Below are 20,216 nucleotides of genomic sequence, written 5' to 3' on the forward strand. Positions count from 1 at the left end.
CACCGTTCGGCGGTACCGCCAACGGACCGATGATCAAGGGTCGTCGACGTGGCGGTAGGGGTAATCGGGTGCTGACCGGTGATCCCGCACGACCGGTCAGCCCGTAGGCTGCGCCGTGGCAATTCATCCCGGCCGGGCGTGCCACGCCCTGGGCGAGCGGCACCGGAGGTACAACGATGGCGCAGGACATCGTCCCGATCGAACTGGGGCTGACCGAGGGTGACGTGGTCACCCTCTGGGCCCCTCGATGGCGGGAGGACGGCGAAGAGTGGGAGGCGTTCCTCGGTCACGAGGACGACCTGTACGGATTCCCCGACGTGGCACACCTGGTGGCGTTCATCCGCACCGCGCGCGAACACGACCTGATCGATCACCCCGCATGGTCGCTGGTCCCCGAACTCGCCGCCGCCGAGCTGATCCCGGACACCGACCACCAGTTCGACCTGGTCGGCGTGCCGGAGCTGCTGGCGGAGGAGCCGGACACCTGGACCGTCGGCGAGCTGTCCGACATCGTCGCCATCCTCCGTGCGCTCGCCGAGGTCTGCGAGCTCGACGTCGTGCGAGAGGTACTGGACTCCGCCACCGGCTTCTCGATGCTGGACCAGGGCACGCTGCCCTTCAGCGGCCGGGACGGCGGACGCCTGTGGACCGAGCTGTCCACCGTGGTGGCCGAGCGCTGGGACGAGGTCCTGGACGCCCTCGACGACGTGATGACCGTGCCGGACGTCCCCGAGGCCGCCGTGGCCGCCGCCGCCGAAGAGCTGCCCGAGCCCGGTGAGGACGAGGAGGACGCCGCACTGCCCGCCAAGGCAGGCGCGGCCGCCAAGGGCTCCGCAGGCTCCGAAGAGGACGCCGACGCCGATCAGGACGCCGACGCGGAGGAGGAGCCCGGCTTCTGGCGCGAGGTCGGCATCGACCCGATCCGGCTCGTCATGGAGAGCGGCGACTACTACACGCTGCGCTGCTATCTGGACGACGACCCGGTGTTCCTCGGCTCCGAAGGCAAGATCGACGTCTTCGACAGCCTGGCCGACCTGACCGCATTCCTCGTCACCAGCGCCGAGCACCACGAGGCGGGCGGTGCCGACGCCGAGGACGACGCCGAGCGCAACGAACTCGCCGAGGTGTCCACCTGGACCGAGGTGCTGGACCGGGCGACGGCGGGCGAACTCGAGGTCGAGGTCGAGACCGATAACACCTACCACCTGATCGGCATCGACGAGGACCTGGCGAAGGGGCCGGAGGGCATCGACCCCAACCAGCTCGAACTCGCCGTCGAACTGCTCACCGACGCGGCGGACTGGGCGGACGACGACAGCGTCCACGACGCCCTTCAGTCCTCTGAGAGCCTCGGCTGGCTGGTCTCGTTCGTGCTGCGGCCCGACCCGACCCGGATGGCGCCCAGCGCTCCCTACGACGAGGAGCAGAAGAGCTGGAGCAGTCTGCTGACCGACTTCGAGAAGCGACTCAACAAGAAGAGCCGCGACTGACCGGCGCGCAGTGATCCACCGACGGGGCGGCGGGCCGAAGGGCTCACCGCCCCGTCGGCGTTCGCCGCCGTCGAGTCCGCCGACCCGTCTCAGGAACCCCGGCTGCTTCGCAGAAACTCTGGCTCCGCCGCAGAAACCCCGGCTCGGTCGCAGAAACCCCGGCCGCCTTTGGAAAGCCCCGCAGCCTGCGGCTCTTCGCCCCAGGCTGCGCCCTGCCTCCTCGCAGGAAGCTCCCCTCGGCTCAGTTCGAGAGGCGCCTCAGCGTTCGCCACGGCGTCACCCGGCCATCACCTCGCAGGCGTCCCCTCCCTCGTCTGCCTTTCGCACCTCGTCCGCGTTGCCCGCCGCGCCCGTCTCGCCTCCCGGCGGCGTCCACGGGACCGTCGACCGCCACCCGCCTGCGGCTGCCTGCTCAGGCGGCGCTGCCTGCTCGGGAGCCTGGCCTGATCGAGCGGTCCGAGGCCGCCGCAGCCGACATCAGCACCGGTGCCGACCCGACCCCGACACACCAGCCGCACCGACTCGGCCGTCACCGCACGGCCTGCGGCGCCCAAGGCCGCCGTCAGGCCGTCGGCACCGACAAGAGACAGAACTCGCGCCACCGCGAACCGGCCTGCCGTCGCCGAGCTCAGCTCTGCTAGGTCTGCCGGAGCGGGCCGATCTCGATCACCCCCGTGTTGTAGACCGGTCCGTGCTCCCATCGGCCGCCCACCGGCCCGTCGAGACCGGGCAGCCACACGTGCAGGAAGGCCGGATGCACGGCGGGACTCCCCTGCGCCGAACCGGTGTCCACCCCGTGCCAGTGCAGGTCGATGGCCGCCGGGTGCTCGACGTCCAGAGTGACCGGCTGGGGATCGTCGGCGGCCCCGGCCGCGCCGCCTGCGGCGTCGAGAAACGTCACGCTGGTGCGCAGCGCCGCGCCCTCGGCATCGATGAAGGCGACCCGGTCCGGTCGAGCGCCGAGGAGGCACCGCACGGCCGCCCACCGCGCCGAGACGAGCAGTACCGCCCGGCCTTCGCCGGTCTCGGGATCGATCACCGCATCACCGATGCTGGATGCGACGTCACCGACCTGACACGTCTCCATGGCCATGACCTCTGCTCTCGTCTGATGGCGTGACGACGAGTCCGCCCTGTCCTGGTGCGGTCTCGACTCGACGGTCCTGGCCGATTCTGCCTGCCGGACGGCCCAGCCGGCGGATGCCGACTCGGCGCTCGCCTGACCCGCTCCCGGCCAGAGGACGGCGATCAGGGCCAGCGCGATCACGACGGCAGCCGCCCGGAGCCGCCTGATGCCCGGTGTGTGCAACGGATTCATCTGTCTCGTCCCCTCGCTCCTCGACGCGGCGGACGTCGCCGCGCTACGAGGAAGAGGCGGGGAGCCGCCGAACTCGTACATTCGCCGGCAGATCACCCCCGAAAAGGTGACGGGAGACGTTCTGTTCGGTCGGCGCGAACTCAGCCGCGCAGTGCGGCGTAACCCGGCTTGATCACGTCGTTGATGAGTGCCAGCCGCTCGTCGAAGGAGATGAAGGCCGACTTCATCGCGTTCACGGTGAACCGCTGCAGGTCGTCCCAGCCGTAGTCGAAGGCGGCCGTCAGCTTCTCGAACTCCCCCGACATCGAGCAGTGGCTCATCAATCGGTTGTCCGTGTTCACCGTGACGCGGAAGTTCAGCTCGGCCAGCAGGCCGAACGGGTGCGCCGCGATCGACTCGGCCGCCCCGGTCTGGAGGTTGGAGGAGGGGCACATCTCCAACGGGATGCGGCGGTCTCGGACGTAGGCGGCGAGCCTGCCCAGGGTCGCCGTCCCGTCGTCTGCCACGGTGATGTCGTCGGCGATCCGGACCCCGTGGCCGAGGCGCTCCGCGCCGCAGTGCTGGACAGCCTCCCATATCGAGGGCAGGCCGAAGGCCTCGCCCGCATGGATCGTGAAGTGCGCATTGCTCTGCCGCAGGTACTCGAAGGCGTCGAGATTGCGGCTGGGCGGGAAGCCCGCCTCCGGGCCTGCGATGTCGAAGCCGACGACACCCTCGTCACGGTGCCGCACGGCCAGTTCGGCGATCTCCAGGGAGCGTGCGTTCTGCCGCATCGCACACAGCAGCGTGCCGATTCGGATTCGACGGCCGTCCGCCGCCGCCTCGGCCGCGCCCCGTTCGAAGCCCTCCGTGATGGCGTTGACGACGTCGTCGAGGCTGAGGCCGCGGTCCTGGAACTGTTCCGGTGCGTAGCGCACCTCGGCGTAGACGACGCCGTCGGCCGCGAGGTCCACCGCACACTCGGCGGCCACCCTGGCCAGCGCCTCTTTCGTCTGCATCACGCCGACGGTGTGCGCAAAGGTCTCCAGATAACGCTCCAGCGAACCGGAGTCGGCGGCCTCGCGAAACCACACCGCGAGAGCGGCCTCGTCGGTGTCGGGGAGGTTCGAATAGCCGTGTTCCTCGGCGAGTTCGATCACGGTCTGCGGCCGGAGCCCGCCGTCGAGATGGTCGTGCAACAACACCTTCGGCGCGCGCCGAATCGCTTCCAGAGTCACCGGGGTCGACATGGGGGCTAACTTATCGCCACGCCGGGTGCGGTCATCGACACCGGGACGGCCATCTCGACGATATGATCAAGGCCGTCGAGAGGATCTCACTCCACAGGCTGGACGATCTCGCTCTACCGGTCAGCACCCTGCTGGCGGAGTGATCACAGTCCGGGGTGAGTGGGTACATCGGTCGGGGGAGTTATTCCTACACTCGTTCGATAATCGAAGATCGCCGACGCCTCCGGTCCAGTCTGGAGTCGCGCCACCACACCGCACGCCTGGTAGTCAGACTGACGCGGGGGGTGGTTTCGCGCCTCGCCCGAACTGGCTAGGCTCGGCATGGTCGCCCCATCCCCTCGACGAAGGTCACCCCCGCCGTGAACGAGAACAACCACGCTGCGTTGTCGTTCGATCGAATGCGCAGCATGCTCACGCGTGCTGCGGAGATCCGCGACAGCGAACAGCAGCAAGTCTTCGATGCGTTGGACGAGATTCACGCGAGGCTCTCACCGCTGGAGTCGCTCGGCTCGGTTCGCAAGCGCATCTCCGAGCTGCCCGATCGGACCGAGGTCAGCGTCCTGGCCGAGCGCCTCGACGAGACGCTCGCGAGACTGGAGTCGCAGGACACCGCCATCGCAGGTCTGCTCCAGGCCGTCGACGGGCTGGTCGACAAGCTCTCCAAGCCCTACAGCCAGCTCGACGGGCGCATCGACGGCGTCTCGGGCCGGATGGAGGGCATGGAAGACCGGCTGACCAGCGTCCACAAGCGACTGGACGAGCTGGGTCTGCACCTGGAGAAGCAGGACGGCAGGCTCGACGCGCTGCCTGCCTCGGTGCACGGACCGGTCCGGGAGCGCATGGACGTCCTCGAACTGTCGCTGCGCTCGCGCATCGACGAGGTGGACGAGGGCGTGCACGAGCACCTCGACGGCACCAAGGACGCGTTGCAGCGTTCGGTGACCGAGGCCTCGGACGGACTGCGCAGCAGCGTGGAGAGCAGCCGCGACGCCGTCCAGAGCCGCATCGACGACACCAGGGCATCGGTTCACGCCAAGCTCGACGACCTGATGAGCAGGCCCGCGGTCGACCCGACCGAGAAGCTCGACGCCCTCGCGGAGCGGTTGGAGCAGATCACGGCGCGGCTGCGGGACGTCACCGGCCGCGTCGACCAGGTCGACTCGGGCCTGAACACGCGGATCGGCGAGCTCAGCCAGGCCGTGGAGAGCAAGCTGCAGGAGGTCGACCAGGACGTGGTCAACCGCCTCAGCGCGGTGAATCAGGCGGTGGAGGATCACCTCAGCCGGATCGACGGCACCCTGGCCGACCGCCCCGACGCCGAGGCGCTGAACCTCATGGTGCGCAGCGCCAACGAGGACTCGGAGCGGCGCAACGCGGGCCAGCTCGACGAGGCGATGGCGACGTTCGCGGAGCTGATCCTCGGCGGCGGAGCCCCCAGTGCGCCCCCCGCACCCACTCCCCTGCCGCGTCAGCAGCGCAGGGCGAGCCGGGGCAAGCCGGGCAAGAACCGGGACTCCGACAAGGACGACGACCTGGACACGGCCATCGAGAGCGCCTGAGAGCCTGTCTTTGATCCCTCTGGAGTCGTGAGCGGGGATCAGCGTGGCTGAGCTGCCAGGCGGAGGAAAGAGACATAACGGAGTTATGTTGACTGACGACAACGCCGCAGATCGCCGCGCTGGCCCCGCGCAACAGGAAAGCGGGGATTAAAGACAGGCTCTGAGGCGCAGGCAGGCGACCGATCGATCGGACGACACCGACGCGGGCCGAGGAGCGATCCTCGGCCCGCGTCGTCATGTCAAGCGCCGATCTCGTGATCGGTCCGGCAGATCGGTCGTCGGCGCCGTCCGCGTCGAGACGCCTCCGCCCCGGCGGCCGTCAGTCACCGGCCTGCGGCGGTCAGCCCGCCGCAGGCGGCACGCTCAGCCCGCCGTCCCGCGAATCAAGTCGGTGACCAGCGGCGGAGTCGCCGTCGGCGCCACGGGTTCGCCGATCTCGACCGCGACGGCCAAGGCCGAGAGCGCGCCAGGCACCAGGTCGAGGTCATCGGTGTACAGCTCGAAGAGCGGCTGTCCCGCCGCCACCGTCTCGCCGGGAACGGCGAGCAGCCGCAGGCCTGCGCCCGGCGAGACCGCGTCCTCCTTGCGCGCCCGACCCGCGCCGAGCCGCCAGGCCGCGACGCCGACCTGGTAGGCGTCCATTCGCAGCACGGTCCCCGCCGTCTCGGAGAGGATCTCCTGTCGGTGCGCGGCCGTGGGCAGCGGTGCGTCGGGATCGCCGCCCTGGGCCTGGATCATCCGACACCAGGTCTCGTAGGCACGTCCCGACGCGAGCACCTCGGCCGGGTCGGCCGCGCCCGCCACGTCGATGCCGACCAGTCGCAGCATCTCCCTGGCGAGTTCCACGGTCAGCGTGACCACGTCGGCGGGACCGCCGCCCTGGAGCACCTCGATCGACTCGGCGACCTCGACGGCGTTGCCGACGGTGCGGCCGAGGGGCGTGCTCATGTCGGTGAGCAGCGCGGTGGTCCGCAGTCCGTGCTGGTCGCCGATCTCCACCAGCGTCCTGGCCAGCTCGCGGGCGGCTGCCTCGGTCTTCATGAACGCCCCGGAGCCCGCCTTCACGTCGAGCACGAGCGCGTCGACTCCTTCGGCGAGCTTCTTGCCCATGATGGAGCCCGCGATCAGCGGCACGGACTCCACGGTGCCGGTGACGTCGCGCAGCGCGTACAGCTTCCGATCGGCAGGCGCGAGTCCGTCGGTGGGCGCGCAGATCACCGCCCCGATGCTGTTGAGCTGGGCACGGATCTCCGACGGCGACAGGGCAGCGCGCCAGCCGGGAATTGACTCCAGCTTGTCCAGCGTGCCGCCGGTGTGGCCGAGGCCCCGGCCGGAGAGCTGGGGGACGGCCGCACCGCAGGTCGCCACCAACGGGGCCAACGGCAGGGTGATCTTGTCTCCGACACCCCCCGTGGAGTGCTTGTCGACGGTGGGTCGGTCCACGCCGGTGAGGTCGAGACGTTCGCCGGAGTTCACCATCGCCCGCGTCCAGCGAGCCGTCTCCGCGCCGTCCATCCCGTTGAGCAGAATCGCCATCGCCAGGGCCGACATCTGCTCGTCCGCGACGACGCCCCTGGTGTAGGCGTCAATCACCCAGTCGATCTGGCCGTCGGAGAGCCTGCCGCCGTCCCGCTTGGTGCGGATGACGTCGACGGCGTCGTGTCTGCCGGTCATCATGTGTCCCTTCCGGTCCCCGCTTTCGATGCGGGTGATGGTGGCGGTGTCGGGCAGGCTGCGGTGGCTGTGCACCGGGCAGTGCCAGTCTCCCGGTCGCCGAATCGACGGCGGTGTCGGATCGGACGAATCGGGCCCGGCTGCTCGGCGGCCGACCACGGCGCCGTCGTCTGGACGAGGGCGCGACCGGCAGGCACCCGCTCCCGCTCACCGACCGGTCGGCCCCGGCCAGGAGGTACGCGGACGACGACGGCAGCTCCCTGCCGACCCGGGCCCGCGCACCGTGCGATCGCAGCGGGGTGTCAGCGACCTGGCAGGTCGTCGGGGCCGAACGCGTCAGGCAGCACCCGGCTCATCGGCAGGAGCCCGCTCGGGGTGTCCACCAGGCAGTCCGGCCCGCCGAACTCGTACAGGAGCTGTCGGCAGCGGCCGCAGGGCATCAGCAGCTCGCCGGTTCCGCTGCGGCAGGCCACCGCCGTCAGCCTGCCGCCGCCGGTGAGACGAAGTTGGCCGACCATGGTGCACTCGGCACACAGACCCAACCCGTAGGACGCGTTCTCGACATTGCAGCCGGTGATCATCCTGCCGTCGTCGCAGTAGGCGGCCACGCCCACCTGGAGTCCCGAGTACGGGCAGTAGGCCAGGCCCGCGGCGTTCACCGCAGCCGCCCGCAACGCCGCCCAGTCGATCGCGGCGGCATCGGTGCGCATGTCCACTTTCGTCGGTTCTCCTCATCACGTCGGCGCGGTCGCCGATCACGACCGCCTGCGGCCGAACAGTCGAAAGCGACCCCGGTCCCGGCGGACCGGGCACGGGGTCGCGAGCGAACTGCGCGCCGAACTCCAGGCGAGGGGAGCGCCGAGCCGAGCGGCGCCGAGGGCGGGCGAGCTGCCACGCTCCCCGGCGAGCCGCTCATGACCCGGTCAATCTCCCTCGCCTCTTCGATAGGTCGCCCCGTTCGCCGCCGGTGGTCTGAGTTTCTGTGCGGCGAAGGCCAGGACCAAGAGCGTCACCAGGTGCGGCGCGTAGGCGAGCAGCTCCCTGGGCAGCTCCTCGGTCGACCAGTACAGGGCGTAGAGCAGGCCGGCGCCGACCATCGAGGCTGCCGCGACGATCCATCGGCGACGAAGCAGCTGCACGACGGCGATGCCGATGATCAGCAGCGCGGCGCCGTAGAGCAGGGCGTGCACGGTGATCTCGCCCTGCCGGAGCCGCAGCCCGTCCGCGTAGCCGAAGAGCGCCGATCCGCCGAGGAGCCCGGTGGGCCGCCAGTTGCCGAAGATCATGGCGGCCAGGCCGATGTAGCCCCGGCCGTTGACCTGGTTCTCCGCATAGCCCGGCTGGCCGGGGTTGAGCACCAGGGCGGCGCCGCCGATTCCGGCCAACGCACCGGACATGAGCATGGCCGAGTACTTGTACAGATAGACGTTCACGCCGAGCGACTCCGCCGCGACCGGGTTCTCTCCGCAGGAGCGCAGCCGCAGGCCGAACCGGCTGCGCCACAGGACCAGGTAGCTGATCGGAACGAGCAGCACCCCCAGCATGACCAGCGGAGACACCCCGGTGACCAGGCCGCGCAGGATGCCTGCGACGTCGGACAGGAAGGCCCGGTCCATCGCTTCCAACTCGCCGAGCCAGTCCGACAGCGGTTGCGCCGAATACGTCTCGAACTTCTCGACCGGCGGCGAGGCCCTCGGATTGTTGGAGATGGGAGCGAAGATCAGCGTCGAGAGGTACTTGGTGACGCCGAGCCCCAGGAGGTTGATCGCCACACCGGAGACGATGTGGTTCACCCCGAACGTCACGGTGGCCAGCGCGTGCAGCGCGCCGCCGAGGGCTCCGAAGATCGCCGCCGCGAGCAGACCCGCCCACGGACCCCAGTGGAAGCCCGCCCAGGCCGCGCCCCAGGTGCCGAGCACCATCATGCCCTCGAGCCCGATGTTGATCACACCGGATCGCTCGGCCCACAGGCCGCCGAGGGCGGCGAGCAGGATCGGCAGGGCCAGTCGGACGGTGGACTCGATGGTTCCCGAGGCGGTGAGCTGGGTCAGCCCGGTCAGATACGAGGTGGTGGAGAGCACGACGATGATCGCCGCGACCCACAGCGCCGCCGAGGCCCATGCGGGCACCCGCCGCCCGCGGGTCGGTCCGGGCCTGCCCAGCGGGGCGGCCGAGGGGTTCGCGCCGCCCGACAGTGGTGACACGCTCGTCGTCATGAGGCACCTCCGTCGGCCGCGGGACGCGGCGGATCGTCGTCAGTCGCGGGGCCTGGCCCGCCGTCGTCAGTCGCGGGGCCTGGCCCGCCGTCGTCAGTCGCGGGACCCGGCCCGCCGTCGTCAGTCTTGGGACCCGGCGGATCATCTCCCGTCGTAGCGACGGGCCGCCCGTCCCCGACGCCCGACCCCGACCGGTCTCCCCCGGCCGAGGTCGTCGGCTCCGCACCAGCCGCACGCACCTGGGTGCCTGCGTGTACGACCGGGCGCGAGGATTCGTCGTCGTCGATCCGGCCGGTCTGTCGTCCCACCTGACGCTGCTGAGCCCGCAGCTCGCGGCGCCGGACGAGTTCGTAGGCCACCACCACCGAGAGCACGATGGCTCCCTGCATGATGGTGACGATCTCGCGCGGCACCCCGACGTTGTCCAGCGCCAGGGCGCTCTTGTCCAGGAAGGCCCACAGCAGCGCGCCGAAGGCGATGCCGACGGGATGGTTGCGGCCGAGCAGTGCGACGGCGAGACCGGTGAAGCCGTACCCCGCGGGGAAGTTCAGGCTGAAGGTGTGATCACGGCCGAGCAGTTCGGGGAGCCCGGCCAGTCCCGCGACGGCGCCCGAGATGAGCATCGCCATCAGGATCATCTTCTTGGCGTTCACCCCGCCCGCCGTCGCGGCCGTCGGCGACATGCCCGAGGCACGCAGCTCGAAGCCGAACCGGGTGCGGTTCATCAGGAACCAGTAGCCCACGCCGAGCGCGGCGGCCAGGAAGACCAGGCCGAAGACGGTGCCCGAGCTGCCGAAGGAGATTCCCGGCACCTGGCCGGACTCGGGGATGTACGCGGTGCCGATGTTGTTGCCGCGCAGCTCGCCGAACATGTCGCTGCGGATCAGGTACGCGATGACGCCGAGGGAGATCGCGTTGAGCATGATCGTCGAGATGACCTCGGACACGCCTCGGTACACCTTGAGGACGGCCGCGATGCCGACCCACGCGGCCCCGACCAGCGCCGCGACCAGGATGACGACGAGCGAGTGGAGGCCGGGCGGCAGGACGATGGAACCGCCGACGATGGCGGCGACGCAGGCCGCGAGGCGGTACTGGCCTTCGATGCCGATGTTGAGCAGGTTCATCTGGAAGCCGATCGCGGCCGCCAGCGCGACGAAGTAGTACGACGCCGCCGTGTTGACGATGTCCACCGCCGTCGACCCCTGGCCGACCTGGCCGATCATCACGCCCAGCGCCTGGAACGGATTGCTGCCCGAGATCAGCAGCGTCAGGCCGCACAGCACCACGGCGAAGCCGATGGCCAGTGCGGGCGGCAGCAGCCTGGCACGAATCGAGCCCATCACCGTTCCCTGTCCTCGTCGTCCTCGGCCGACGTCCGGCCGTCGTCCTGCCCGCGCTCACCCGACGCGGCGTCGGGCCCGGTCGCAGGCTGGACTGCCACATCACCCGGCCCAGCCAGAGGCCGGCCTGCATCACCCGGCCCAGCCAGAGGCCGGGCCGTGCCCGACTCGCTGCCCGCCCCGGTCATCGCGGCGCCCAGATCCTCCGGCGTCACGCTGCGCGGGTCGGCGTCGGCGACAAGCCTGCCGCGCAGCATGACCTTGATCGTGTCGGACAGGCCGATCAGCTCGTCGAGGTCGGCGGAGATCAGCAGCACCGCCAGCCCTCGGCTGCGGGCCTGCTTGATGTGCTCCCAGATGCCTGCCTGCGCGCCCACGTCGACGCCCCGCGTCGGATGTGAGGCGATCAGCAGCACCGGATCGCCGGAGAGTTCGCGGCCGACGACCAGCTTCTGCTGGTTGCCGCCGGAGAGCGCCGCGACGGCGACGTCGATGTTCGGCGTGCGGACGTCGAACTGCTCGACGATGCGTTCCGTGTCCTTCCTGGCGCCGTCGATGTCCAGCCACGGCCCACGGGTGACCGGGCGCCGAGTCTGGTGCCCGAGAATGCGATTCGCCCACAGCGGCTCGCCGAGCAGCAGTCCATGTCGGGTGCGGTCCTCCGGCACGTAGCCGATGCCCGCCGCGCGCCGGGCCAGTGTGCCCTCGGCGGTCAGGTCTCGATCGCCGAGCAGGACCTGGCCCGAACTCGCCTTGCGGACGCCCATCAGCGTCTCGACCAGCTCGACCTGTCCGTTGCCCTCCACCCCGGCGATGCCGAGGACCTCGCCCGCCCGCACCGTCAGATCGATGTCGGCGAGCAGCAGTCGATCGCTGAGTTCGTCGCGCAGGTTGAGGCCGACGACGCGCAGCACCGCACGCTCGGTGACGGTGGACTCGCGGGTCTCCGGGTTGGGCAGTTCGCTGCCGACCATCATCTCGGCCAGCTGACGCGAACTGATGGCCCGAGGGTCGGCCCGCCCGACGGTGGTGCCGCGCCGGATCACCGTGACGGTGTCGGCGATGGCCCTGACCTCGTCGAGCTTGTGCGAGATGAACAGGAAGGTGAAGCCCTGGCGCTGCATTCCGCGCAGGGTCTCGAAGAGCTCGTCGACCTCCTGCGGCACGAGGACGGCCGTCGGTTCGTCCAGGATGACGATCCGCGCGCCCCGGTAGAGGACCTTGAGGATCTCCACCCGCTGCCGGTCGGCGACGCCCAGCAGCTCGACCGGCACCGAGAGGTCGACGTGCAGCCCGGTCTGACCGGCCAGCTCGTTGATCCGAGCCCTGGCCTTCGCACCGATGCCGTGCAGTGCCTCCGCGCCGAGGACCACGTTCTCCAGCACGGTCAGGTTGTCGGCCAGCATGAAGTGCTGGTGGACCATGCCGATGCCCGCGGCGATCGCCTCGGAGGGCGAGCGAAACCTGACCTGGCTGCCGTTGATCTCGATGGTGCCCTCGTCCGGCTGTTGCATGCCGTAGAGGATCTTCATCAGCGTCGACTTGCCCGCGCCGTTCTCGCCGCAGAGCGCGTGCACCTCGCCCTGCTCGACGACCAGCTCGACATCCGAGTTGGCCACCACCCCGGGGAACCTCTTGGTGATCCCGGAAAGCACCACGGCGCTGGGCGCCCGCCCGTCGGCGGTCTCGGGCGCCTGCCCGGAACTCGTCATCGATCTCTTCTCTCAGTGGTTGTCATGTCGACCTGCCGAGATGGTGCGGGTGGATCATGCAACGCCCTTCGCGTGCCCCGGCGGCTCCCTGGGTCATGCGCCACCGGGCAGGCGCGCGCAGCGTGCGGCCACGGTAGTTCCTTCGAGACCGAGACAAGGTGATTCCCGCCAGACTCGGCTCGGCAGTTCCCACGGCACCGGGTGACCCTGCGGGGCTCGGCCGGGTGACTCCTGCGGGGCACTGGCCGGTGACCTCGGCGGCGCTCAGCCCCGGTGTCCCTGCGGGGCTGAGTCAGGTGACTCCTGCGGCTCGACCCGATCACCTGCTGCGGGACGCCAGCGTCGGCGGAGCAGGCGACGTACGACGTGCGCAGCACACCTACCGGCCGCCGGGACGGCCTACGGCTCGGCGGGCGGCACCGAATGCGTGCCGCCCGCCGAGAAGAGTCCGCCCGACTCAGTTGCCGCTGGGAGTGTCCGGCACCTCGATCGCCCCGGAGATGATCTCGGAGCGGTAGCCCTCGAGTGCCTCGATCGTGTCTGCGGCGAGCAGGTCGCCCGAGGTGGAGTAGCCGACGCCGTCCACGCTCAGGTTGAAGTTCTCCGGCATCACCGAGAGGTCGTCCTGCGCGACGGCCGCCAGGAAGTCGAACACCGCCACGTCGACGCGCTTGAGCATCGAGGTGACGATGACCTCGTGGGCCTCGCCGACGATCTCCTGGTTGTACTGGTCGGAGTCGACACCGATGGCCTTGACGTCCTGTGCGAAGGCCGCCTCGAAGACGCCCTGGCCGGAGGCCCCGGACGCGTGGTAGACGACGTCGGCACCGGCCTCGATCTGGCCCAACGCGGCCTCGTTGCCCCGCGCCGCATCCTGGAACCCGGTGATGTCGCTGCCGGAGGTCAGGTAGGTGTTCTCGATCGTGATGTCCGGCGCCGCAGCCTGGGCACCGGCGAGGTAGCCCGCCTCGAACTTCTGGATCAGCGGGTTCTCCACGCCGCCGACGAAGCCGATGTGGCAGTTCTCCGACTCGTAGGCGGCGGCGACGCCCGCCAGGAACGAGCCCTCGTGCTCCGCGAAGAGCAGCGCCGTGACGTTCTCGGGGTCGGCCGGGGCGTCCACCAGCGCGAAGTCGACGTCCGGGAACTCGGCGGCGACGACGTTGAACGACTCCGCGTAGGCGAAGCCGACGCCGATGATCGGGTTGAAGCCGTCGTCAGCGAGCTGGCGGAGCCGGGTCTGCTTGGCGTCCTCGGACTCGTTCGCGCCTGCGGTCAGCTCGCGGATGTTGTCCGGGGAGATGCCCAGCTCGTCGACGGCACGGTCCAGGCCTGCGGCGGCGGCGTCGTTGAACGAGGCGTCGCCTCGGCCGCCGATGTCGTAAGCGAGCCCGACACGCAGCTCGCTGGCGTCGACGTCCTCGGTCGGCACCTCGCTGGGGGCGACCTCCTCGTCTGCGACGGGAGCCTCGGCCAGCTCACAGCCGCTTCCACCTGCGGCGGAGTCGCCACCGCCGTCCCCGCCTCCTGAGCTGCTGTCCCTCGCACAACCTGCGAGCGCCAGCGCCCCTGTGAGGGCGATGGCCGCAACTGCGGCACCACGCGGTCGGCGCATGGTCGAGCTCCTTCCCCGAAGCACGTCAAGGGCTGTCCAGGATATGGACGCCACGATGTGGGACGCCGAACCGTACCCGCTGGTCTGACCGGCTTGGTAGCGGTCGTGTCGCGCGTAACCGAATCGTTGAGCCGAGTTAACGACAGCGACGGTCGGTCGTCGGCGGCCCGTGGTAGCCCCGAGGGACGTCGCGACGCCGACTCGCCGAGGAGGAGGACACGCCCAGGGAGCACGATTCCTCTGTTCGGTCGATCACAGCAGCTACCGCCGGCTGTGCTCGGACATTCCCGGCGGTCTAGCATCCGAAATGTCAAGGCTTCGTCAGCGCGTCGGGTCATCGGTTGTCCACCGAGTGAGTTCGAGCGGCGACCAGCCGAGTCCACCAGAGATGTTGGAGGCCGTCCGTCATGGCCAGCACCACCGCCAACGCGGCGGGAGCCACGGACCGGGCCGGCAAGGCCCGACTCGGGGGCACCTTGTATCGGGGCGACCCCGGGATGTGGTCGTGGGTAGCCCACCGCATCACCGGCGTTCTCGTCTTCTTCTTCCTGTTCGTCCATGTCCTCGACACCGCTCTGGTGCGGGTCTCGCCGAACGCGTACGACGAGGTCATCGCGACCTACAAGAGCCCGATCATGATCCTGTTCGAGCTGGGCCTGGTCGGTGCGGTCCTGTACCACGCGCTCAACGGCGTCCGGGTGATGCTCGTCGACTTCTGGGCCAAGGGGATCAAGTACCAGCGCCCCATGCTGTGGACCATCGTCGGCATCTGGCTCCTTGTCATGATCCCCGGTTCCTACTACCTGCTCAGCAAGGGCATCGCTGAACTGTTCGGGGGAAGCTGACATGACCAGTGCGACCGAGTCCCCGACCCGAATCGCCTCGCCGCGTTCGCCACGCAGGCCCGCCGCACGGCGCAGCAACTTCGAGCTCTACAGCTGGCTGTTCATGCGGCTGTCCGGCCTGCTGCTGATCGTGCTCGTGCTGGGCCACCTGACCATCATGCTGTTCCTCGACGACGGCGTTCAGCGGATCAACTTCGCCTTCGTCGCGGGCCGGTGGGCGTCGCCGTTCTGGCAGTTCTGGGATCTGACGATGCTCTGGCTCGCGGGCCTCCACGGCGCGAACGGCCTGCGGACCGTGATCGACGACTACGCACGCAAGGACGCCACGCGCTTCTGGTTGAAGATGCTGCTGACCGCCTCGATGGTGCTGATCATCGGGCTCGGCACGTTCGTGCTCTTCACCTTCGACCCGAACATCGGCAACTGACATCTCTTGGTCGAGGGCGCGTCCTGCTCATCGCCGAGGAGTGGTCTCATCCCGAACGCCGAGGCCCGAGACATGACTCCCACCGAAGGCCCGAACCCCCGGCCTGGCCGGCAGACCCGCGTTCTCACCAGGGCGTGACAGCCCGAGTCGGGGGATCGACGAACGAGAGGGACCGGCGCACCGGGTCGGCCCCGACATGATGGAGAAACGCTCATGCAGTTCCACAAGTACGACGTGGTCATCGTCGGCGCAGGCGGCGCCGGGATGCGGGCTGCCATCGAGTCTGGCCAGCGGACCCGTACCGCAGTGCTCACCAAGCTCTACCCGACCCGGTCCCACACGGGCGCGGCCCAGGGCGGCATGTGCGCCGCCCTGGCCAACGTCGAAGAGGACAACTGGGAGTGGCACACCTACGACACCATCAAGGGCGGCGACTACCTCGTCGACCAGGATGCGGCCGAGGTGATGGCCAAGGAGGCCGTGGACGCCGTCCTCGACCTGGAGAAGATGGGGCTGCCGTTCAACCGGACGCCCGACGGCAAGATCGACCAGCGCCGGTTCGGCGGGCACACCCGCAACCACGGTGAGGCCGCCGTCCGTCGCGCCTGCTACGCGGCGGACCGCACCGGGCACATGATCCTGCAGACGCTCTACCAGAACTGCATCAAGCACGGCGTCGAGTTCTTCAACGAGTTCTACGTCCTCGACGTCGTCATGACCGAGACCGAGGACGGCCCGGTCTGCACCGGGGCGATCGCCTACGAGTTGGCCACCGGGGAACTGCACGTCTTCCAGGCCAAGGCCGTGGTGTTCGCCACCGGCGGCTTCGGGAAGGTCTTCAAGACCACCTCGAACGCGCACACCCTCACCGGCGACGGCATGGCGATCGTCTTCCGCAAGGGCCTGCCGCTGGAGGACATGGAGTTCTACCAGTTCCACCCGACCGGCCTCGCCGGGCTCGGCATCCTGCTCACCGAGGGCGCCAGGGCCGAGGGCGGCATCCTGCGCAACGACTCCGGCGAGCGGTTCATGGAGCGCTATGCGCCGACCATGAAGGACCTGGCCGCACGAGACGTGGTGTCCCGAGCGATGTCGACCGAGGTCAGGGAGGGACGAGGCGCCGGTCCGCACAAGGACTACGTGCTGCTCGACCTCACCCACCTCGGCGCCGACGTCCTCGAGGCGAAGCTGCCGGACATCACCGAGTTCTCGCGCACCTACCTGGGCATCGACCCGGTCGACGAGCCGGTCCCGGTGTATCCGACGGCGCACTACGCGATGGGCGGCATCCCGACCAACATCACCGGTGAGGTGCTGCGGGACTCCGAACACGTCGTTCCCGGCCTCTACGCCGCAGGCGAGTGCGCCTGCGTCTCGGTGCACGGCGCGAACCGGCTCGGCACGAACTCCCTGCTCGACATCAACGTCTTCGGCCGTCGGGCGGGCATCGCCGCCGCCGAGTACGTCGCCGGGCGTGAGTACGTCGAGATGCCGGAGAACCCCGCCGCGGCGGTGGCGGACATGGTCGAGCGCCTGCACGCCGCCGACGGCCGGGAGCGGGTCGCCAACATCCGCACCGAGCTGCAGGTGACGATGGACACCAACGCCTCGGTGTACCGCACCGAGGAGACGCTGAAGCAGGCGCTGCACGACGTTCAGGCTCTCAAGGAGCGCTACGCCAGGGTGTCCATCCAGGATGCCGGGCTGCGGTTCAACACCGACCTGCTGGAGGCCATCGAGCTGGGCTTCCTGCTGGAGCTGGCCGAGGTGCTGGTGGTGGGAGCGATCAATCGCAAGGAGTCCAGGGGCGGGCACGCACGCGAGGACTACACCAGTCGCGACGACGTCAACTTCCTCCGGCACACGATGGCCTACCGGCAGCCGACGGACCAGAGTGCGGAGACCGCCGTACTGGACGGGCTGACCGCCGAGATCCGGCTCGACTACAAGCCGGTCGTCCTCACCCGCTACCAGCCGATGGAGCGCAAGTACTGATGTCTGCCCCCACCACGAGCAAACCGGAAGCCACCGAGCCGGAACAGCGGGACCCCGGCGCCCCGCCGCCTGCTCCGGAGGGCTCGACCATCGTCACGGTCAAGATCATGCGCTTCAACCCGGAGCTGGACGACGAGCCGCACTGGGAGTCCTTCGACGTCCCGGCGCTGCCGACCGACCGGGTGCTGAACCTGCTGCACCACGTCAAGTGGTACCAGGACGGCACGCTGGCCTTCCGACGGTCCTGCGCCCACGGCATCTGCGGGTCCGACGCCATGCGGATCAACGGCGTCAACCGGCTCGCCTGCAAGGTGCTGGTCAAGGACCTCGCGGCGGGCAAGGACAAGAAGACCACGATCACCGTGGAGGCGATCAAGGGTCTGAAGGTCGAGAAGGACCTGATCGTCGACATGGAGCCCTTCTTCGAGGCGTTCCGCGCGATCAAGCCCTACCTGATCACCAGCGGAAACGAGCCGACCAGGGAGCGAGTGCAGTCCGTCGCCGACCGCGCGCGGTTCGACGACACCACCAAGTGCATCCTGTGTGCCGCCTGCACCTCGTCGTGCCCGGTGTACTGGACCGACGACGCCTACTTCGGGCCTGCGGCGATCGTCAACGCACATCGCTTCATCTTCGACAGCCGCGACGAGGCGGCCGAGGAGCGACTGGACATCCTGAACGACGCCGAGGGCGTCTGGCGGTGCCGCACGACGTTCAACTGCACCGACGCCTGCCCTCGTGGCATCCAGGTGACCAAGGCCATTCAAGAGGTCAAGCGGGCTCTGCTGTTCCGACGAGTCTGATCGACCGGCCCGACGGCTCGCCCTGCGCTGCTCGTGCGGGGCGAGCCGGGCCCGGCGGTTCGCCGCTGGTCGTCGCAGGCGTCGGTACGGCCGGGCGGCCTGATCGGGCCGCCTGTCAGATTGTTCCGCAGCGAGTGACCTCGGCCGACACCGTCCGGCTCGGCCGTTCGGAGCACGCAGGCCGCAGCAGGCACGCCGGTGTCGGCCGGATATGTGTACGGCGCGACTCACGACACCGGCTCTTCGGAGCCGGCTCTTCGCGCTGCGATCCCCCCACGTCGTCCCCTGCCGTCGTCCGAGGCGGCCGGTCGGCCGACCAGCGGACCGCACACGAGGTCCGCGACGCCGCACCGGCTCGGCCTGCGAGCACGTCCGGTCGGGCAGCACCGTCGGCGCCTGTTCCAGGCGGCGTCGCCAATGGAGTCACCGATCGACCGCCGGCCGGACATCCCGGCCGGAGCAGCTGTTCTGCGCGTCGACATGAGGATCTCGGAGGTTCCCGGTGGTGTCGGATGAGGCCGCTCGCGGCGGGGTGGCTAGCCTGAGGCTCGTGTCTGTGTCGGTCCGTCGATTCACGGTCGCTCTCACCACCGCTCTGGGTGTCACCCTTTCGGGGATGGGCGTCGGTCACGCCGCTCTCCCCGATCAATGGCATCCACTGCCCGCTCAGGGGCAGGAGTGCCCCTATCGCGAGGCGCCGCCCCCGTCGGGCGGTGAGACGGCCGCGCCGCTGCCGGTGCCGGAGTCCCCACCGGGCGGCGCACGCCTCGGTGAGTGCGGCAACGTGTTGCCAGAGAACGCCGAGGAGCCCCCCGCGGGCGTGAGTGCGGAGGCGTGGGTGATCGCGGACCTGGACACCGGCGCGGTGCTCGCGGCCCGCGACCCGCACGGCAGGCATCGCCCCGCCACGACGATCAAGGTGCTCACCGCTCTGACGGCGCTCCGCGAGCTGAACCTCGACGACATGGTCGTAGCCACGCAGGAGGACATCGACCAGATCGGGGTCAAGGTCAACCTCGCCCCCGGCACCGAGTACACCGTCCGTCAGCTCGTCCAGGCCCTGGTGATGGGTTCTGGCAACGATGCGGCGCACGCACTGGCCCGCCAGCTGGGCGGCGTAGGGGAAGCACTCGGGGCGATGAACGGCGTGGCCCAGGAGGTCGGTGGACTCGACACCCGTGCGGGCACCGAGTCCGGCCTGCATCACCCTGACGCCAGCATCTCCGCCTTCGACGCGGCGCTGTTCTTCCGCACCGCGCTCCAGGAGCCGGAGTTCGCCGAGGCCGCCGGAAACACACAGCTCGACATGCCCGGCGTCCCCGGCGGCGTGGTGCTCAACGCGAGCGAGCTGCTGGGCAGCTATGACGGCACGCTCGGCGGTCTGGGCGGCAGCACCGAGGAGTCCGGATTCACCTTCGTGGGCGCCGCCGAGCGGGACGGCCGCAGGCTGGTCGTCTCGCTGCTGCGCGCAACCGCCGAACCCGGCATCGCCCAACAGGCCGCGACGCTGCTCGACTACGGCTTCTCCTTCGCGGGCGAGACCGACCCGGTGGGCAGCCTCGTCATCGCGAGCGGCCAGGAGGAGTCCGACGACGCAGAAGACTCGGAGCAGTCGGGCGATGCGGAACCAGGTGCCACCTCGGGAGCGGGCGACGATGGCGAGGCGGGCTCCGAGGACGCCGCCGCACAGGCCGCGCCGGGCTTCTCGCTGTTCGGCACCATCGGGCTGCCGCTCACCGGGCTCGCGGGGGCAGCGATCCTCTTCTTCGCCTTCCTGACGCTGCGCGACAGGCGGGCCCGCAAGCTCGCGGCGGCTCGCCGGGCGGCCAAGGAGCAGGAGGAGGCGCAGCGCGCCACCGAGGACTGGCTGTGGCCGCCGGATCGCCGCGCCTGACCGCCCGCTGAGGCAAGCTCCTGACGGGTTGGACGAAGAGAACGGCCCCGTCGCACCGGACAGCCGGTGCCGACGGGGCCGTTCGCCGTCTGAGCG

The 20,216-nt window shown here is 69.9% G+C and carries 14 protein-coding genes and 1 pseudogene; 7 read left to right on the forward strand and 8 right to left on the reverse strand.

The window, feature by feature from the left end; genetic code table 11:
• The first annotated feature begins 176 nt into the window (after window positions 1–176).
• Complete coding sequence (locus UA74_RS27630; RefSeq protein WP_075742811.1) at window positions 177–1,490, forward strand: primosomal protein; 1,314 nt, start codon at window positions 177–179, stop codon at window positions 1,488–1,490.
• A 637-nt stretch (window positions 1,491–2,127) separates the two neighbouring features.
• Here the strand turns inward: UA74_RS27630 and UA74_RS27635 are convergent.
• Both UA74_RS27635 and UA74_RS27640 read right to left on the reverse strand, forming a co-directional pair.
• Window positions 2,128–2,808, reverse strand: coding sequence for a hypothetical protein (locus tag UA74_RS27635; protein WP_075765762.1), 681 nt, complete (start codon window positions 2,806–2,808; stop codon window positions 2,128–2,130).
• Between the two features lie 140 nt (window positions 2,809–2,948).
• Entirely contained in the window at window positions 2,949–4,037 is a 1,089-nt protein-coding gene (locus UA74_RS27640; protein ID WP_075765764.1) for an adenosine deaminase, read from the reverse strand.
• A 359-nt stretch (window positions 4,038–4,396) separates the two neighbouring features.
• On the opposite strand from UA74_RS27640, the gene UA74_RS27645 reads away from it, so the two are divergent.
• Window positions 4,397–5,596 (forward strand): Mce/MlaD family protein, encoded by a 1,200-nt coding sequence (locus tag UA74_RS27645; RefSeq protein WP_232237509.1) that lies wholly within the window; start codon window positions 4,397–4,399, stop codon window positions 5,594–5,596.
• Between the two features lie 363 nt (window positions 5,597–5,959).
• On the opposite strand, the gene UA74_RS27650 is transcribed toward UA74_RS27645, so the two are convergent.
• The 6 genes and pseudogenes from UA74_RS27650 to UA74_RS27675 all read right to left on the reverse strand — a co-directional run bounded on the left by UA74_RS27650 (window position 5,960) and on the right by UA74_RS27675 (window position 14,156).
• Window positions 5,960–7,270, reverse strand: coding sequence for a thymidine phosphorylase (locus UA74_RS27650; protein ID WP_075744309.1), 1,311 nt, complete (start codon window positions 7,268–7,270; stop codon window positions 5,960–5,962).
• Between the two features lie 302 nt (window positions 7,271–7,572).
• Entirely contained in the window at window positions 7,573–7,980 is a 408-nt protein-coding gene (locus tag UA74_RS27655; RefSeq protein ID WP_075744310.1) for a cytidine deaminase, read from the reverse strand.
• A 213-nt stretch (window positions 7,981–8,193) separates the two neighbouring features.
• Window positions 8,194–9,486 (reverse strand): ABC transporter permease, encoded by a 1,293-nt coding sequence (locus UA74_RS27660; protein ID WP_075742814.1) that lies wholly within the window; start codon window positions 9,484–9,486, stop codon window positions 8,194–8,196.
• A gap of 293 nt (window positions 9,487–9,779) precedes the next feature.
• Window positions 9,780–10,829, reverse strand: a pseudogene (locus UA74_RS27665) (ABC transporter permease); the annotation flags it as partial.
• Complete coding sequence (locus UA74_RS27670; RefSeq protein WP_083683711.1) at window positions 10,829–12,541, reverse strand: ABC transporter ATP-binding protein; 1,713 nt, start codon at window positions 12,539–12,541, stop codon at window positions 10,829–10,831. The gene UA74_RS27670 and the pseudogene UA74_RS27665, both read right to left, overlap by 1 nt.
• 457 nt (window positions 12,542–12,998) lie before the next feature.
• Window positions 12,999–14,156: a BMP family lipoprotein gene (locus UA74_RS27675; RefSeq protein ID WP_075742815.1), complete on the reverse strand. Its 1,158-nt coding sequence runs from the start codon at window positions 14,154–14,156 to the stop codon at window positions 12,999–13,001.
• A 407-nt stretch (window positions 14,157–14,563) separates the two neighbouring features.
• On the opposite strand from UA74_RS27675, the gene sdhC reads away from it, so the two are divergent.
• The 5 genes from sdhC to UA74_RS27700 all read left to right on the forward strand — a co-directional run bounded on the left by sdhC (window position 14,564) and on the right by UA74_RS27700 (window position 20,120).
• Window positions 14,564–15,001, forward strand: coding sequence for a succinate dehydrogenase, cytochrome b556 subunit (gene sdhC / locus UA74_RS27680; protein WP_075742816.1), 438 nt, complete (start codon window positions 14,564–14,566; stop codon window positions 14,999–15,001).
• 1 nt (window position 15,002) lies between these two features.
• Window positions 15,003–15,428, forward strand: a complete 426-nt coding sequence (locus tag UA74_RS27685; RefSeq protein ID WP_075742817.1) for a succinate dehydrogenase hydrophobic membrane anchor subunit — start codon at window positions 15,003–15,005, stop codon at window positions 15,426–15,428.
• A gap of 213 nt (window positions 15,429–15,641) precedes the next feature.
• Window positions 15,642–17,423, forward strand: a complete 1,782-nt coding sequence (sdhA, locus tag UA74_RS27690; RefSeq protein WP_075742818.1) for a succinate dehydrogenase flavoprotein subunit — start codon at window positions 15,642–15,644, stop codon at window positions 17,421–17,423.
• The gene (locus UA74_RS27695; protein WP_075742819.1) at window positions 17,423–18,226 is read left to right on the forward strand and encodes a succinate dehydrogenase iron-sulfur subunit; all 804 of its coding nucleotides are present in this window, start codon (window positions 17,423–17,425) and stop codon (window positions 18,224–18,226) included. The genes sdhA and UA74_RS27695 overlap by 1 nt, the downstream gene beginning before the upstream one ends.
• Window positions 18,227–18,776: 550 nt before the next feature.
• On the forward strand, window positions 18,777–20,120 hold the full coding sequence (locus UA74_RS27700) for a D-alanyl-D-alanine carboxypeptidase family protein (protein WP_198042864.1): 1,344 nt from the start codon (window positions 18,777–18,779) through the stop codon (window positions 20,118–20,120).
• Window positions 20,121–20,216 lie beyond the last annotated feature (96 nt).

Origin of the sequence: Actinoalloteichus fjordicus (assembly GCF_001941625.1) — a bacterium.
Taxonomy (GTDB): domain Bacteria; phylum Actinomycetota; class Actinomycetes; order Mycobacteriales; family Pseudonocardiaceae; genus Actinoalloteichus_A; species Actinoalloteichus_A fjordicus.

Coding starts and splice junctions, on each gene's coding strand:
- UA74_RS27630 (WP_075742811.1), top strand. CDS start 177: ATGGCGCAGGACATCGTCCCGATCGAACTGGGGCTGACCGAGGGTGAC.
- UA74_RS27635 (WP_075765762.1), bottom strand. CDS start 2,808: ATGAATCCGTTGCACACACCGGGCATCAGGCGGCTCCGGGCGGCTGCC.
- UA74_RS27640 (WP_075765764.1), bottom strand. CDS start 4,037: ATGTCGACCCCGGTGACTCTGGAAGCGATTCGGCGCGCGCCGAAGGTG.
- UA74_RS27650 (WP_075744309.1), bottom strand. CDS start 7,270: ATGACCGGCAGACACGACGCCGTCGACGTCATCCGCACCAAGCGGGAC.
- UA74_RS27655 (WP_075744310.1), bottom strand. CDS start 7,980: ATGCGCACCGATGCCGCCGCGATCGACTGGGCGGCGTTGCGGGCGGCT.
- UA74_RS27660 (WP_075742814.1), bottom strand. CDS start 9,486: ATGACGACGAGCGTGTCACCACTGTCGGGCGGCGCGAACCCCTCGGCC.
- UA74_RS27670 (WP_083683711.1), bottom strand. CDS start 12,541: ATGACGAGTTCCGGGCAGGCGCCCGAGACCGCCGACGGGCGGGCGCCC.
- UA74_RS27675 (WP_075742815.1), bottom strand. CDS start 14,156: ATGCGCCGACCGCGTGGTGCCGCAGTTGCGGCCATCGCCCTCACAGGG.
- sdhC (WP_075742816.1), top strand. CDS start 14,564: ATGGCCAGCACCACCGCCAACGCGGCGGGAGCCACGGACCGGGCCGGC.
- UA74_RS27685 (WP_075742817.1), top strand. CDS start 15,003: ATGACCAGTGCGACCGAGTCCCCGACCCGAATCGCCTCGCCGCGTTCG.
- sdhA (WP_075742818.1), top strand. CDS start 15,642: ATGCAGTTCCACAAGTACGACGTGGTCATCGTCGGCGCAGGCGGCGCC.
- UA74_RS27695 (WP_075742819.1), top strand. CDS start 17,423: ATGTCTGCCCCCACCACGAGCAAACCGGAAGCCACCGAGCCGGAACAG.